Below are 14,902 nucleotides of genomic sequence, written 5' to 3'. Positions count from 1 at the left end.
CGATCGAATTAACCATTTCGCAGGATACGAGAACCGGCCAAGCAGGTCGGCGGGTCCGGCGCGAATTTCGCTATTGAGGCACACGCAGCATGACTGATTTCCAAATGAGCCTGATCGCAGCCGGCGGCGTCTTCGTCGTCGGTGTCATCACCTACAACAAATGGCAGGAGTACAAGGCCCGCAAGAGCGTCGAACGCGCCTTTGCCTCCGACCATGACGACGTCCTGATGCGCGATGGCGAGCAGCCGCCCGCCGTGGACCGCCATGAGCCGGTGTTCGACGCCGGCCAACAAGAAGCGGCGCCAGTCGTCGCCAGGGAACCCGTGCTCGATGCGGACGCCTTCGTGCCGGCCGACGTGAAGCCGGAACCGCAGCTGGACGAGCCAGGCGCGCCGACCCCGGTCGTGGCCGCGCCGGCGCCAGTCGCCGTAGCCTCGGCTCCCTCAGTTGCCTCAGTTGCAGCCTCGGCGGCAGCGCCGGTCGCCGTCCCCGCCGGCGCACCGACGACCACCTACCGCGCCCCCGGCGCCAGCGCCGCCCAGGATGCGGTGGCCGCCTCGCTGCCCGGCACCCGTCCCGGCATGCCGCCGGCCGAGCTGGCCGAATGCCTGGTCGATCCGCTGATCGACTGCCTGATCCCGCTGTCGCTCGAGACCCCGGTCCGTGGCGACAAGATCCTGCCGACCCTGCAGAAGCTGCGCCGCGTCGGCAACAAGCCGATCCACTACATCGGCTTCGCCGTCAGCGGCGAATGGGAGCCGATCGTGCACGGCGGCGTGTACACCAAGCTGCAGGCCGGCGTGCAGATGGCGACCCGCACCACGGCCCTCAACGAACTCGAATACTCCGAACTGGTCACCCGCCTGCGCGCGGTGGCCGACGAGATCGGGGCCGAGCCGGAAGTGCCGGACATGATCGAGGTGATGAGCGAGGCACGCATCCTGCACCGCTTCGTGGCCGGCCACGACGCCCAGCTGGGCGTGAACCTGGCCGCGAATGGCGCGCCGTGGGCGATGTCGACCCTGGTCGGCGCGCTCGAGAATGCCGGCTTCGACGTGCGTCCCGACGGCCGCTTCGCGATGCCCGACGGCGAGGGCGGCGTGCTGTTCACCCTGTCGACCAACGTCACGCTGGGCGCCGACACCACGTCGCGCCTGACCCTGCTGCTCGACGTGCCTTGCGTCGCCCCTGGCCGCGACGGCTTCGGGCGCATGGTGGAGGCGGCCCGCGGCCTGACCCAGCGCCTGGACGCGACCACCGTCGACGATGGCGACCAGCCGCTGGTGGACGAGGCGCTCGACGAGATCAAGGCCCAGGTGGTCGATTTCTATCAAGAGATGGACGCGGCCGACATCCCGGCCGGCTCGACCCGCGCGCTGCGCCTGTTCAGCTGAGGAATCCGCGTGACCGAGCAACAGCATCACCTGCAGCGTATGGCATGGCTGGTCGCGGAACTGAACCGCGCCAGCTACAACTATCACGTGCTGGACGCACCGACGATCCCCGACGCCGAGTACGACAAGCTGTACCACGAGCTGCTGGCGCTCGAGACCGAGCACCCCGAGGCGCTCGACCCCGACTCGCCGACCCAGCGCGTGGGGGACGCCCCGATCCCGGAGTTCAGCCAGGTGACCCACGCGGTGCCGATGCTGTCGCTGAACAACGGCTTCACCATCGAGGACATCGACAATTTCGACCGCCGCGTGCGCGAAGGCCTGGAAACCCGCCAGGTCGCCTATAACGCCGAGCTCAAATTCGACGGCCTGGCGATCAGCCTGCGCTACGAGAATGGCCGCCTGGTGCAGGCCGCGACCCGCGGCGACGGTTATACCGGCGAAGATGTCACCGGCAACATCCGCACCGTCAACGTGATCCCGCTGCGCCTGCACGGCGCCGAGGTCCCCGAGGTGCTCGAAGTGCGCGGCGAAGTGCTGATGTTCAAGCGCGACTTCGAGGCCCTGAACGAGCGCCAGCGCGCCGGCGGCCACAAGGAATTCGCCAATCCGCGCAATGCCGCCGCCGGCAGCCTGCGCCAGCTCGACTCGCGCATCACGCGCCTGCGCAAGCTGCGCTTCTTCGCCTATGGCGTTGGCCAGCTCGAAGGCGCCGAACTGCCTGACACCCACTCGGCCACGCTCGACTGGCTCGACGCCCTCGGCCTGCCGGTGGCGAAGGAGCGCAAGGTCGTCATCGGCCAGGATGGCTTGCTCGACTTTTATCGCGACGTCGGCGAGCGCCGCAAGTCGCTGCCCTACGAGATCGACGGCGTGGTATACAAGGTCGACCGCATCGACGACCAGCGCGCGCTGGGCTTCGTGTCGCGCGCGCCGCGCTTTGCGCTGGCCCATAAATTCCCGGCCGAAGAGGCCCTGACCACGGTGCAGGCGATCGAAGTCCAGGTCGGCCGCACCGGGGCCATCACGCCTGTGGCGCGCCTGGTGCCGGTCTCGGTCGGCGGCGTGACCGTCACCAATGCCACCCTGCACAACGAAGACGAAGTACGGCGCAAGGACGTGCGGGTGGGCGATACCGTGATCGTGCGGCGCGCCGGCGACGTCATCCCCGAAGTGCTGGCGGTGGTGCTGGAGCGCCGCCCGAGCCCCGCGCCGGCGGTGTATGAATTGCCGAAGCAATGCCCGGTATGCGGTTCGCACGTGGTGCGCGAAGCGGACGAAGCGATCGCACGCTGCTCCGGCGGCCTGACCTGCGCCGCCCAGCGCAAGGAGGCGATCCGCCACTTCGCGGGCCGGCGCATGATGGATATCGAGGGCCTGGGCGACCGCTATATCGACAGCCTGGTCGAGGCGAACCTGGTCAAGGGCGTGGCCGACCTGTACGCGCTCACGCTGGACGACCTGCTCAAGATGAAACGCCTGGCCGACGAACGCGACGGCACCACGCCAGAGACGGTCAAGCAGGGCAAGGTCGCCACCAAATGGGCCGACAACCTGCTGGCGGCGATCGCGGCCAGCAGGCAGCCGCCGCTCGAGCGCCTGCTGTTCGCGCTCGGCATCCGCCACGTGGGCGAGTCGACCGCCAAGACCCTGGCCGACTGGCTCGGCAGCCTGGCCCTGGTGCGCCGCGCGCCGGCCGCGCTGCTGCGCGTGCTGCCCGACATCGGCAGCACGGTGGCCGAATCGATCGCCGAATTCTTTGCCGAGGAAAAGAACCAGATCGCGCTGGATGCCTTGCTGAAGGCCGGCGTGGGGCCGCGCGACGAGCATCCGCCAAAAGTGCAGTTGCGCGAGAAGCTGGACGAGATCAAGCTGCTGGCCGCGCTCGATATCCCGAAACTGACCGAGCCGCGTGCGCGCCAGGTGATCAACGCCGGCCAGACGCTGGAAGACATCGGCGTGCGCACCGACTTTGGCATTTTCGGTTTGCCTGCAGCGGTTGCTGCTGCCCTCGAAGAGTGGATCGCGGTGCGCGCGAACCGGGAGCTGGTGATGTCGCTGGCGGCCCTGCGCCGCTCGTTGCTCGACTCGGTGCCCGAAGCCGCTGCCGCCGCGCCCGAGGGCCCTTTGACGGGCAAGACCTTCGTCCTGACCGGCACCTTGCCGACCATGAGCCGCGATGCGGCCGGCGCGCTGATCGAGCAGGCCGGCGGCAAGGTCTCGGGTTCGGTGTCGAAGAAGACCTCGTACGTGGTGGCCGGCGCGGAGGCCGGCAGCAAGCTGGCCAAGGCCGAGGAGCTGGGCGTCGCGATCCTGGACGAGGCGGCGCTGCTGGCCCTGCTCGGACAACCATAACACCGTCACCACTGGACCCCATGAACCTGATCCGCAAAGCCGTATTCCCCGTCGCCGGCCTGGGCAGCCGCTTCCTGCCGGCGACCAAGGCGCAGCCGAAAGAGATGCTGCCGATCGTCGACAAGCCGCTGATCCAGTACGCGGTCGAAGAGGCGGTGGCCGCCGGCGTCACTGAACTGATCTTCATCACGGGCCGCAACAAGCGCGCCATCGAAGACCATTTCGACAAGGCCTACGAACTCGAGTCCGAGCTCGAGGCGGCCGGCAAGCATGCCCTGCTCGAGACCGTGCGCGGGGTGATCCCGAAGCACGTCAACTGCATCTACATCCGCCAGTCGTCGCCGCTGGGCCTCGGTCACGCGGTGCTGTGCGCGCGCCCGGTGGTCGGCGACGAGCCGTTCGCCGTGCTGCTGGCGGACGACTTCATGGACACGGCCGCGGGCCAGAAACCGGTGCTGGCGCAGATGACCGAGGTGTATGCGTACGAGCGCAGCAGCATCCTGGCGGTGCAGGACGTGCCGCGCGAGCACACCCGCCAGTACGGCATCGTGAGCAGCTCAGCCTACCGCCCCGGGCTGGAACTGGTGTCGGGCATCGTCGAGAAGCCGCAGCCGGCCGATGCGCCATCGACGCTGGCGGTGGTCGGCCGCTACGTGCTGTCGCCCTCGATCTTCGGCTACCTCGAGACCTTGGGCAAGGGCGCCGGCGGCGAGATCCAGCTGACCGACGGCATCGCCGCCCTGATGCAGGCCGAGCGCGTGCTGGCCTACCGCTACGCCGGCCAGCGCTACGACTGCGGCTCCAAGCTGGGCTATCTGCAGGCCACCGCGGCCATCGGCCTCAAGCACCCCGAGACGGCCGAGGGCTTTCGCGCCTCGCTCGCCGGTTTGCTCGAAGGGAGCCAGGCATGACGGTGCGCGAGATCCTGAAAATGGGCGATCCGCGCCTGCTGCGGGTGGCCCAACCGGTCACGCAATTCGATACGCCGGAACTGCACGCCCTGGTCGCCGACATGTTCGAGACCATGCACGCCGCCAACGGCGCCGGCCTGGCCGCGCCGCAGATCGGCGTCGACCTGCAACTGGTGATCTTCGGCTTCGGCAGCAACGCGCGCTATCCCGACGCGCCGCCGGTGCCCGAGACGGTGCTGATCAATCCCGTGCTTGCGCCTGTGTCGCAAGACATGGAAGAGGGCTTCGAAGGCTGCCTGTCGGTGCCCGGCCTGCGCGGCAGCGTGCCGCGCTACACGCGCCTGCACTACGAAGGCTTCGACCAGTTCGGCGGGCGCATCGTGGTTGATGCCGAAGGTTTCCACGCGCGCGTGGTGCAGCACGAAGTGGATCACCTGTTGGGCATCCTGTATCCGATGCGGATCCGCGATTTTTCCCGCTTCGGGTTTACCGAAGTGATGTTCCCCCACCTCGACCCCGGAGCCGACGATTGAGCCGCGCTTTATATTCCCTGTTTGTTATCGGCGCCTGCCTGGCCGCGCCCCTTGCCACCGCCGCTGATTTGTTTACCAGGATCGATTCGTCGCCGACCAGCGAACTGTGGGTCGACACCGGCTTCTACACCGCCCACTTCGACGGCGACAAGGACCTGAACGACAATAACAAGGGCCTGGCCCTCGAGTATCGCTTCAAGGGCACGATGACCGCCACCGCCGGCCGCTTCTACAACAGCGACCGTGCCTGGTCGAACTATGCGGGCGTGATCTGGCAGCCGTATGCGGTCGGCCCGGTGCGGGTCGGCCTGGCGATCGCCGCCTTCGACGGCTACCCCAAGACGCGCGATGGCGGCTGGTTCCCGGGCGCGATCCCGACCCTGACCTACGAGTACAAGCGGGTCGGCGTGAATGTCGGGATCATCCCGAACTACAAGGATCGCCTGTACGGCGGCATCTCGTTCCAGCTGAAATTCAAGCTGTTCGAGAAATGAAACAGGCCGCACGATGCGGCCCTTTTCATAAGCGACGATCAGCCCTCTTTCGGATACGGACTCGGCCCGCCATCCGCGATGAACTGGTCGATCCGCTGCTGCAACACCGGCAGCGGCACCGAGCCCACCTGCAGCACTGTGTCGTGGAAGTGGCGGATGTCGAACTTAGATCCCAGCGCCTTCTCGGCGCGGGCGCGTGCTTCCTGGATCGCCATCTGGCCCAGGTAATACGACAGCGCCTGTCCCGGCCACGAGATATAGCGGTCGACCTCGGTTTCCACTTCGTGCTTCGACAGCGCGGTATTTTGCAGCAGGTAATCCTGCGCCTGCTCGCGGGTCCAGCCCTTGGCGTGGATGCCGGTGTCCACCACCAGGCGCGAGGCGCGCCAGGCCTGGTAGCTCAGCATGCCGAATACCTCGTACGGGGTCTCGTAGATGCCCATCTCGGTGCCCAGGCGCTCGGTGTACAGCGCCCAGCCCTCGCCATAGGCCGAGATATAGGCGCGGCGGAATGGCGGCACGCCTTTCTGTTCCTGCGCCAGCGGAATCTGGAAGGCATGGCCTGGCGCCGACTCGTGCAGGGTCAGGGCCGGCAGGCTGTATAGCGGGCGCGCCGGCAGGTTATAGGTATTGACCCAATAGGTGCCTGGACCGCCGCGCCCCGCGGTCCAGAACGGCGCCTGGTCGTCCGGCACCGGGATGATCGCGAAGCGGCGGCGCGGCAGGTGGCCGAAGAACTGGTCGGCCTTGGCGTCGAACTTCTTCGATGTCCAGGCCGCGCTCTTGAGCAGCTCTTGCGGTGTCTTGGCGTAGAACTGCGGATCGGTGCGCAGGAAGTGCAGGAAGGCCTGCAGGTCGCCCTTGAACCCGACCTGCTTCATGATGTCGTGCATCTCGGCGCGGATCTTCGCCATCTCGGCCAGGCCGATCGCGTGGATCTGGTCGGCGCTCATGTCGGTCGTGGTGAACTCGACGATCTTCGACTGGTAGTATTCCTTCCCGCCCGGCATGTCCTGGGCGGCCAGCGTGGTGCGCGCCTTCGGCACATACTCGTCGCGGAAGTAGGCCAGGGCCTTGGCATAGGCCGGCTGCACCTTGCCCTGGATGATGCCGACCGCCTGCTGGCGCAGCGCTTCCTGCTCGGCGGCCGGGATCGTGGCCGGCATCTGCTTGAACGGGTTGTAGAACACCACGTCCTGCGGCGTCTTTGCATCTGCCACCGAACTCAAGGTGCCGTCGCGGCCGGCCAGGGTGACCTTGGGCGGAGTAAAGCCGCGCGCCAGGCCGGCGCGCATATTGTCCAGTTCCTGGTCGAAGTAGGCAGGCAGGCCGTCCAGCATCGCCAGGTAGTTGCGGTATTCGTCGGCCGTCTTGAGCGGGCGCCGCGCCGCATAGGCGATGTCGGACCAGAAGGCGCTGTCGGCGTTGACCGGCTGCTCGTATTCGCGGAAGCGCTGGGCGTCGTGCAGGGCCGCGACCTGGGCCCGGTAGACGGCGAAGTTGATGCGCTCCGCGGGCGACAGGGCGCCCGGGGCGATCGCATCGAGTTCCTTCAGGATGCCGGCCCAGTAGACGCGGCGCGCGTCCTGCGCCGCGGCGTCGACCCGCGCATGGCCCGGGCTCGCATTGGGCGCGCTTTCGTCGCGCGCCAGGCGCTCGGCAATGCGCCACTTCCACTCCCTGGTGTAGATGTCCTTGAACCGCGCATCGGCGCCGGCGGCCGCGCTTGCGGCCGGCGTGGCCGGCGTGGCCGAGGCGGCTGCCGGCGCGAGCGCCAGGCCCATTGCCATCAAGGCCGTCGAGACGACGGCGCCCAGCTTCTTCTTTTCCATTGATCCTCTGCTTGATAAAGAGCATGATTGCTCGGCGATACACATCTTAGCGGGGAAATGGGCACATGCCTATGGCATGTTTTGTATCGCAAATACCTGTATTGACGCATTGCGCATCGCACATTTAATCTGTGCACATCCCAAGAGGTGTACAAAGCCAAGATATAATGTTCGTTAATCTGTCGTGGACCAAGCGTCCGGCGACTCCGCACCACGGCGTGCATGGACTATTCATGATGACAACGGCTGCAATTGCTATTCACCCCAGACATGATGACGAGTAAGGGCGGCCCAGGGCGTTCCGAGGAGCACATCCAGCTGATCCAGTCCTGGCGCCGCCTGGCCGACCAGCTGGGCCCGCTCATCGGCGACAGCGGTTTTTGCGCGCTGTACGGACGGGCAAGCCGTCTTGTCGGCCCCGAATTCAAATGGCTGTCGGCGACGCAGCCCTGCAAGACCCGCGACTCCCAAATCACTGCGCTGGACGAGCTGCTCGCCAGCGTGGCACCCGACCACGCCAAAGCCGCGCACGCGGCACTGCTCCAGACGTTTACCGAGTTGCTGGCGTCACTGATCGGCCAGGCGCTTGCGAGGCGCCTGCTCGATGCCGCCGCGCGTGACGGGGAAGAGAAGAATGCACAGGAGCACAAGTAATGAGCGATAAAGTATCCCTTGGAAAGCTGAGCACGGGCGTGCAGGGGCTCGACGTGCTCCTGGGGGGAGGGCTGAGCGAATTTTCCTTCAACCTGATCGCCGGGCCGCCGGGATCGGGCAAGACCACGCTGGCCCACCAGATCATGTTTTCGCTGGCCAGCAACGAGCGCCGCGCCCTGTTCTTCACGGTGCTGGGCGAGCCGCCGCTCAAGATGCTGCGCTACCAGCAGCAGTACAGCTTCTTCGACATGGACATGGTCGGCAACTGCGTGCGCTACGTGAACCTGGCCGAGGACCTGCGCACCGGCGACTTCAGTGGCGTGCTCGAGCGCCTGATGAAAGAGGTCGAGGATTTCTCGCCGAGCCTGGTGTTCGTCGATTCCTTCCGTTCGGTGGCGCAGACCGCGCGCGCCGGCAACGAGGGCGTGGCCGACCTCCAGCATTTCATCCAGGACCTCGGTACCCGCATGACCAGCTGGCAGGCCACCACCTTCCTGATCGGCGAATACCTGCACGGCGACGCCGAGGCCAGCCCGATCATGACGGTCGCCGACGGCATGATTTCGCTGACCCCGGTCCATGACGATAATTCAGTGGTGCGCAAGATGCGCGTGGTCAAGATGCGCGGCCAGGCCCACTTGGGCGGCTCGCATACCTTCCGCATCACCGACGACGGCATCCGCGTCTACCCGCGCATCCTGCCGCCACTGGCGGCGGACCACCACCAGGGCGAGCGTGTCGAGTGCGACGCGGCGCGCATCCCGACCGGCACGCCCGACCTCGATGCGCTGCTCAACGGGGGCCTTCCGCAAGGGCATTCGCTGCTGGTGTCGGGCCCGAGCGGCTGCGGCAAGACCATCCTCGGCACCCGCTTCCTGCAACAGGGCGCGCGCCTGGGCGAGAAGGGGGTGGCGGTTTCTTTCGAGAAGGGCGCTGCGCGCTTGCGCAATGCCGAGCTGGCCGAACTGGTTGCCAGCGGCGACGTGCAGATGGTCGAAAGCCGCAAGATCGACTTGACGGTCGACGAGCTGCTCGACGAAATGAACGAAGCGATCGACCGCACCGGCGCGCGTCGGGTGGTGGTCGATTCTCTGTCCGAGCTGGCGCTGTACCTGGCCCCGGAAGGCCGCAACCAGCTGCGTTCGACCGTGTTCCAGATGCTGTCCTCGCTGGCCAAGCGCGGAGTGAGCGTGCTGGTGACGATGGGCCTGGACGACGATTTCACCCAGCTCAGGTTCAGCCAGGCCGATATCGCCTATCTCACCGACGCCATCGTCCTGATGCGCTTCGGCGAGAGCGGCGGCCAGCTGCGCCGTTTCATCTCGGTGGTCAAGGTGCGCGGCAGCGCCCACAGCACCGACCTGCGCGAATTCCATGTCGGCGACGATGGCATCCACATCGAACCCGTCTCCACCGAGTACGAAGGCGTGCTGCACGGCTTGCCCATCTCGCGTGGGATGCCCTGAATGAATCTCATGGCGGCGACACCAGGCAACGACGACGGCACCCTGGCGCTCCGCCTGGCGGCGCTGGAACTCGAGACCGCGCAGCTGCGCGGCGACCTCGCGGCCAGCCTGGCCCTGGCCGCGAGCCTGCGCGAAGCCAATGAACACTTGGTGCTGGCCGCGGTCGACGCCCAGACCTCGCGCGACGACGCAGAGGAAAACAACCGCCGCCAGAACGAATTCCTGGCCATGCTGGCGCACGAGCTGCGCAATCCCCTGGTGCCGATCAGCGTTTCGGCGAGCCTCCTCGAGCGCTCGCCGGTCAGCACCGGCACGCTCGAACGCTTGACCGGCGTGATCCAGCGCCAGGTCGGCCATATGGCGCGCCTGCTGGACGACCTGCTCGACGCCGCCCGCCTGAGCAGCGGCAAGATCACGCTCGCGATCGAGCCGTTGCGCCTGGCCGAGCTGATCGAGCATGCGGCCGAGACGGTCATGCCGCGCGTGCGTGAACGGGGCCAGGAGCTGGCCATTGTGCCGCTGGCCGACGATCTGGTGGTCGAGGGCGACCGGGTGCGCCTGACCCAGGTGTTCACCAACCTGCTCAGCAATGCTTCCAAATACACCCAGGACGGCGGACGGATCGCCGTGTCGGCTCTCGCCACCGAGGCCGATGGGGTGATGGTCACCATCGACGACAACGGTTCCGGCATGTCCGACGAGACCATCGGCCGCGCCTTCGACCTGTTCACCCAGGGCCCGCGTTCGCTGGCGCGCTCGGAGGGCGGTCTCGGGGTCGGCCTGAACGTGGTGCGCAACCTGGTCACCATGCACGGCGGCAGCGTTGGCGCGGCCAGCCCGGGGCTGGGGCAGGGCAGCACCTTCACGGTGCGCCTGCCCTTGTCGAGCGCGGCGGCGTCCAGCAGTAGCGCACCCGGCGTCACGCTCACGCCCGGCGCGGCGCGCCGCGTCCTGATCGTGGAAGACAATGCGGACGCCTCGGACGTGCTGCGCATGCTGCTCGAGGTCGAAGGCCACCAGGTCGAGATCGCGGGCGACGGCAACGCCGGGCTGGCGCTGGCGCTGGAAGGGCGCTTCGACGCGATCGTGTGCGATATCGGCCTGCCGGGCCTGGACGGGCTGGAACTGATGGCGCGCCTGCGCGCGGCGCCGTCGGGCGTGCGGCCGCTGACGATCGCGCTGTCCGGCTACGGCCAGCCGCAAGACCGCGAGCGCGCGCTGGCGGCCGGGTTCGACCGCTACCTGGTCAAGCCGGTGGCGCCGGGAGTGTTGATCGAGATGCTGGCCGGCGCGATGCAGGACTAGCCCGCCCCGAACAAACGCCGCAGGCGCGCCACCGCTTCTTCGATCCGCTCGTACCTGGTCGCATACGAAAACCGCACATGGCGCTGCGGCGCCGCCACCCCGAAATCGTCGCCCGGCACGATCGCCACGTGGGCGTCGTGCAGCACCGCCATGCTGAACGCCGCGCTGTCGGCGCGCCGTGCGTGCGCCACGCTGTCGATGTCGGCATACACATAGAAGGCCCCGTCCGGCATCACCGGCACCCCGAAGCCGAGTGCGCGCAAGGCCGGCACCAGGTAGTCGCGGCGGCGCTGGAACTCCCGCCGGCGCTGTTCGAAAATGGCCAGCGCCTCGGGCTGGAAGCAGGCCAGCGCTGCATGCTGGGCCACGGTCGGCGCGCAGATGAACAGGTTCTGGGCCAGTTTCTCGAACACCGGCACCAGGCTGTTTGGGACCACCAGCCAGCCCAGGCGCCAGCCGGTCATATTGAAATACTTCGAGAAGCTGTTCACCGTGATCACGTCCGGGTCCAGCGCCAGCGCGCTCATCGGCTGGTGGTCATACGACAGGCCCTGGTAGATCTCGTCGACGATGGCGAAACCGTCGCGTGCGCGCACCGCGGCCAGCATCTCGCGCAGCTGCCGTGGCGTCATCGAGGTGCCGGTCGGGTTGGAGGGCGACGCCACCAGCACCCCGCGCGTGCGCCCGGTCCAGCGCTCGGCCACGTGGTGGGCGCCGAGCTGGTAGCGGTCTTCGTGCGAGGACGGCACCAGCACCGGCTTGCCGCCAAAGCTGGCCACGAAATGGCGGTTGCAGGGATAGGACGGGTCGGGCATCAGCACCTCGTCGCCTTCGGACACCAGGGCAGCGCAGGCCAGCAGCAGGCCGGCCGAGGCGCCGGCGGTGATCACGATGCGGCGCGGATCGATGTCAAGGCCCTGCGTGGCAGCGTAGTGGCCCGAGATCGCCGCACGCAGTTCGAACAGGCCGAGCGACTCGGTGTACTGGGTGACGCCGCCGCGGATCGCTTCGATCGCGGCGCTGGCGACGATGTCGGGCGCGGTGAAATCGGGCTCGCCGACGCTCATGCTGATGACGTCGTGGCCGGCGCGTTTGAGTTCGGCGGCGGCCTTGACCATCTCCATGACGCGAAACGGTTCGATCGCGTGCACGCGCTGGGCGACCTGGAGCTGGGAGTGGTGGGTGGTTAAAGACATGGCGATGGCGGGATGGGAAACCCCGCCATCTTACTAGAAGGCGCTCATGCCTGCGCGTGGTGCGCGGCCGTCATGCGCCGCATCAGCGGCAGCGCCGCCAGCGCGATCAGGGTGCAGCCGATCGCGCATGGCCGGCGCAAAATCCGACGATCCTATGCCATCGGAATGAAATCCACAACCTTGACAGCGGGTGGTGGCATTGCGCTAACATGGGCCGGGATTCCAGACATCGAGGTTCGCATGAGGCGCTTGACCGCCATTTTTTGCGCCGCCATCGCAGTGGCGGCATCCGGCCCGGCCTGCGCCGCACCTGTCGCCGCCAGCGCCGTCCCCGCACGCCCGACGCCGGCCGCCGATCACCACCAGCACCTGTTCAGCCCCGCGGCGGCGGCCTGGATGTCGTCCTCGATGGCGCTGGCGCCGATCGACGCCGACGAACTGGTGGCGCAGCTGGACGCGGTCGGCATCCGGCGCGCGGCGGTGCTGTCGGCGGCCTACGCCTATGGCCTGCCGGCGCGCACCATCGACCACGAATACGCGCGGGTGCGCGCCGAGAACGACTGGATCGCGGCCCAGGCCGCGCGCCATCCGCAGCGCCTGGTGGCCTTGTGCAGCTTCAATCCGCTGAAGGACTATGCGCTGCTGGAGCTTGGGCGCTGCGCCACCAGCCCCGGTTTCGGGCGCGCCATCAAGCTCGATTTCGCCGCCTCCGACGTCCAGCTCGACCAGCCCGGCCACGTGGAGCGCCTGCGCCAGGTATTTCGCGCCGCCAATGCGCGCGGCATGGCGATCGTGATGGACATGCGTGCCTCGCGCGCGCTCGGGCGGCCGTATGGCGCCGAGCAGGCGCGCGTGCTGCTGGAACAGGTGCTGCCGTTCGCGCCCGACGTGCCGGTGCAGGTATCGCACCTGGCCGGCAACGGCCCGGGGTTTGGCGACACGCCGGCGCGCGAGGCGTTGGCGGTGCTGGCCGAAGCGGCTGCGCGCCAGGATCCGCGCATGCGCCAGGTCTGGTTCGACGTGGCGGCCGTGGTGCAGTCCGACCTGCCGGCCGACGAGGCGCGGCGCCTGGTGCGGCGCCTGCGCCAGCTGGGTCTCGACCGGGTGCTGTACGGTTCCGACGCGCCGCCCGGCGCCGGGATGGAGGCGGCAAGCGGCTGGGAAGCCTTCCTGCGCCTGCCGCTGGACGATGCCGAGACGGCGCGCGTGGCGCGCAATGTGGTGCCATACTTGCGCTGAGCTGCGCCGAACCGCCGCGTGGCCGATACTTACAGTTTCGCGACATTCTGCCGACAATAATCCCGAACATGCCGTTGTCGGCTTGCCTAGAATTTCCCTGCTCGTAAAGACCATACGCCGGCACGCGCCGGCTCATATCTCAAGACAGGGGACTTCGCATGCATCATCACATCAAATCCACCGCCATCGCCATGGGCTGCGCGCTGCTGCTGGCCGGCTGCGGCGGCTCGGACAAGGACGATCCGGCGCCGCCGCCGGGCCAGGGCACGCCGCCGCCGGTGGCCAGCACGCTCGAACTCCTGACCAGCACCGCGCGCGGCATGGAGAGCGTCGCCTACTTCGGCGGCAGTGCCTACCTGTCCCTGTCCAACAGCAAGACCGAGGGTTCGGCCGTGCTCAGGACGGCGCTGCCGGTCACCCGCGCCTCGAGCTGGACGCCAGTCAGCCTGGGCGCCTGCGCCATGGGCAAGCAGGGCGACTTCATCGTGCGCGCGCCGAAGCTCAAGATGGTGGGCCAGGACATGTGGCTGATGCAGCCGTGGGCCGACCTGCCGGAATCGAAGAATGAAAGCTCGGCCTGCACCCTGGTGGCGAGCAGCGGCAGCTTCATGCCGCGCGACCAGGACCTGCGGGTGTGCACCGGCGGTTTCTGCGAAACCCTGTCGATGCAGGATATCAAGCAGCATGGCCAGCGCCTGTACAGCAATCCGGGCGCGGGGCTGAACCTGTTCACCTCGGCCAACGGCGGCAATACCTGGTCGGTGATCCGCGGCCAGAAGGCCTCGATGGTCTGCACGCCGACCAAGTTCCACCTGCTCGGCGACCGCGTACTGGTGGGCGGCGAGTGCCCGCTCGACATGGCCTTCGTCGAAGCCTACCAGCTCAACGCCGACGGCAGCGCGCTGGCCAGCGACGCCAAGCTGGCCCTGAACCTGCCGGCGCTGGAAAACCGCAACGTCCAGTTTATCGAATCGGTGCCCGACACCAAGCGCGTGTTCATCGGCGTCGAAGGCGGCCTGCTGTGCAGCGAGGACAATGGCGTCACCTTCAAGTTCGTGATCCAGGAACCGCTCTCGGGTGGCAAGACCTACCCGTACATCCAGTCCTTCCTGCCGCTCAAGGGCAAGCCCGACACCATGGTCATCGGCGGCTTCGACAAGGCGACCCAGTTCCCCTACCTGGCCTGGTCGAAGGATGGCGGCGCGACCTGGATCGACATCTCCAGGGCGGCGCCCAACTATGGCAAGGCGCCGGTGGGCGGCGCCGTCACCACGATCACCGGCATCTTCGAGGATCCGCAGGGCCGCATCCTGGTGACGATGAACGAACTGGGCGACGCCCAGGGCAAGCTGATGCTGCTCACCCTCGGCAACTGATCGCCGGCCCGCGCCGGCAAGCCGCAGTTCGCGCCCCGTAGCCGCCATGCGGCAGCTACGGGGCGCTACATATTCAAGACATTCTGCCGACAATAATCCCCCAAACGACAGGGACGGCTTGCCTAGAATTCCACACTTCGGACCGGG

12 protein-coding genes are annotated in these 14,902 nt (G+C 67.7%); 10 read left to right on the top strand and 2 right to left on the bottom strand.

Annotated elements, in window-relative coordinates:
• The first annotated feature begins 89 nt into the window (after positions 1-89).
• From E8M83_RS15715 to E8M83_RS15695, 5 genes are read left to right on the top strand one after another with little or no spacing between them, the layout of a single operon-like run.
• Entirely contained in the window at positions 90-1,394 is a 1,305-nt protein-coding gene (locus tag E8M83_RS15715; protein ID WP_137174259.1) for a cell division protein ZipA C-terminal FtsZ-binding domain-containing protein, read from the top strand.
• A gap of 39 nt (positions 1,395-1,433) precedes the next feature.
• Positions 1,434-3,749, top strand: coding sequence for an NAD-dependent DNA ligase LigA (gene ligA / locus E8M83_RS15710; protein ID WP_137174380.1), 2,316 nt, complete (start codon positions 1,434-1,436; stop codon positions 3,747-3,749).
• Between the two features lie 20 nt (positions 3,750-3,769).
• Complete coding sequence (gene galU / locus E8M83_RS15705; RefSeq protein WP_137174258.1) at positions 3,770-4,660, top strand: UTP--glucose-1-phosphate uridylyltransferase GalU; 891 nt, start codon at positions 3,770-3,772, stop codon at positions 4,658-4,660.
• Positions 4,657-5,193 (top strand): peptide deformylase, encoded by a 537-nt coding sequence (def, locus tag E8M83_RS15700; RefSeq protein ID WP_137174257.1) that lies wholly within the window; start codon positions 4,657-4,659, stop codon positions 5,191-5,193. Before galU ends, def begins: the two co-directional genes overlap by 4 nt.
• Entirely contained in the window at positions 5,190-5,687 is a 498-nt protein-coding gene (locus E8M83_RS15695) for a hypothetical protein (RefSeq protein WP_137174256.1), read from the top strand. The genes def and E8M83_RS15695 overlap by 4 nt, the downstream gene beginning before the upstream one ends.
• A 38-nt stretch (positions 5,688-5,725) precedes the next feature.
• On the opposite strand, the gene E8M83_RS15690 is transcribed toward E8M83_RS15695, so the two are convergent.
• Entirely contained in the window at positions 5,726-7,519 is a 1,794-nt protein-coding gene (locus E8M83_RS15690; RefSeq protein ID WP_137174255.1) for a DUF885 family protein, read from the bottom strand.
• Positions 7,520-7,789: 270 nt separating this feature from the next.
• Between E8M83_RS15690 and E8M83_RS15685 the strand changes: the two genes are divergently transcribed.
• Genes E8M83_RS15685 through E8M83_RS15675 form a run of 3 tightly spaced genes read left to right on the top strand, consistent with a single transcriptional unit; the run spans position 7,790 to position 10,944 of the window.
• Positions 7,790-8,173, top strand: coding sequence for a hypothetical protein (locus E8M83_RS15685; protein ID WP_137174254.1), 384 nt, complete (start codon positions 7,790-7,792; stop codon positions 8,171-8,173).
• A complete protein-coding gene (locus E8M83_RS15680; protein ID WP_137174253.1) occupies positions 8,173-9,639 on the top strand; it encodes an ATPase domain-containing protein in 1,467 nt (488 codons plus the stop codon). Before E8M83_RS15685 ends, E8M83_RS15680 begins: the two co-directional genes overlap by 1 nt.
• Positions 9,640-10,944 carry an ATP-binding protein gene (locus E8M83_RS15675; RefSeq protein ID WP_137174252.1) on the top strand — a complete coding sequence of 435 codons (1,305 nt, stop codon included), beginning with the start codon at positions 9,640-9,642 and terminating at the stop codon, positions 10,942-10,944.
• Here the strand turns inward: E8M83_RS15675 and E8M83_RS15670 are convergent.
• On the bottom strand, positions 10,941-12,140 hold the full coding sequence (locus E8M83_RS15670; protein WP_137174251.1) for a pyridoxal phosphate-dependent aminotransferase: 1,200 nt from the start codon (positions 12,138-12,140) through the stop codon (positions 10,941-10,943). The two genes, E8M83_RS15675 and E8M83_RS15670, sit on opposite strands and share 4 nt — an antisense overlap.
• Before the next feature lie 240 nt (positions 12,141-12,380).
• Here E8M83_RS15670 and E8M83_RS15665 point away from each other — a divergent pair, with 240 nt between their 5' ends.
• Both E8M83_RS15665 and E8M83_RS15660 read left to right on the top strand, forming a co-directional pair.
• Positions 12,381-13,379 (top strand): amidohydrolase family protein, encoded by a 999-nt coding sequence (locus tag E8M83_RS15665; RefSeq protein WP_137174250.1) that lies wholly within the window; start codon positions 12,381-12,383, stop codon positions 13,377-13,379.
• Positions 13,380-13,537: 158 nt separating this feature from the next.
• Entirely contained in the window at positions 13,538-14,755 is a 1,218-nt protein-coding gene (locus E8M83_RS15660; protein ID WP_229491550.1) for a hypothetical protein, read from the top strand.
• The last annotated feature ends 147 nt before the right edge of the window (positions 14,756-14,902 follow it).

The organism is Massilia sp. HP4, assembly GCF_005222695.1.
GTDB lineage: Bacteria > Pseudomonadota > Gammaproteobacteria > Burkholderiales > Burkholderiaceae_D > Telluria.
The sequence above is the reverse complement of the archived record's forward strand: the minus strand, read 5'-3'. Positions and strand labels throughout refer to the sequence as shown.

Excerpts from the sequence above, each read along its gene's own strand:
- E8M83_RS15715 (WP_137174259.1), top strand. The coding sequence starts at position 90 with ATGACTGATTTCCAAATGAGCCTGATCGCAGCCGGCGGCGTCTTCGTC.
- ligA (WP_137174380.1), top strand. The coding sequence starts at position 1,434 with ATGGCATGGCTGGTCGCGGAACTGAACCGCGCCAGCTACAACTATCAC.
- galU (WP_137174258.1), top strand. The coding sequence starts at position 3,770 with ATGAACCTGATCCGCAAAGCCGTATTCCCCGTCGCCGGCCTGGGCAGC.
- def (WP_137174257.1), top strand. The coding sequence starts at position 4,657 with ATGACGGTGCGCGAGATCCTGAAAATGGGCGATCCGCGCCTGCTGCGG.
- E8M83_RS15690 (WP_137174255.1), bottom strand. The coding sequence starts at position 7,519 with ATGGAAAAGAAGAAGCTGGGCGCCGTCGTCTCGACGGCCTTGATGGCA.
- E8M83_RS15685 (WP_137174254.1), top strand. The coding sequence starts at position 7,790 with ATGATGACGAGTAAGGGCGGCCCAGGGCGTTCCGAGGAGCACATCCAG.
- E8M83_RS15680 (WP_137174253.1), top strand. The coding sequence starts at position 8,173 with ATGAGCGATAAAGTATCCCTTGGAAAGCTGAGCACGGGCGTGCAGGGG.
- E8M83_RS15675 (WP_137174252.1), top strand. The coding sequence starts at position 9,640 with ATGAATCTCATGGCGGCGACACCAGGCAACGACGACGGCACCCTGGCG.
- E8M83_RS15670 (WP_137174251.1), bottom strand. The coding sequence starts at position 12,140 with ATGTCTTTAACCACCCACCACTCCCAGCTCCAGGTCGCCCAGCGCGTG.
- E8M83_RS15665 (WP_137174250.1), top strand. The coding sequence starts at position 12,381 with ATGAGGCGCTTGACCGCCATTTTTTGCGCCGCCATCGCAGTGGCGGCA.
- E8M83_RS15660 (WP_229491550.1), top strand. The coding sequence starts at position 13,538 with ATGCATCATCACATCAAATCCACCGCCATCGCCATGGGCTGCGCGCTG.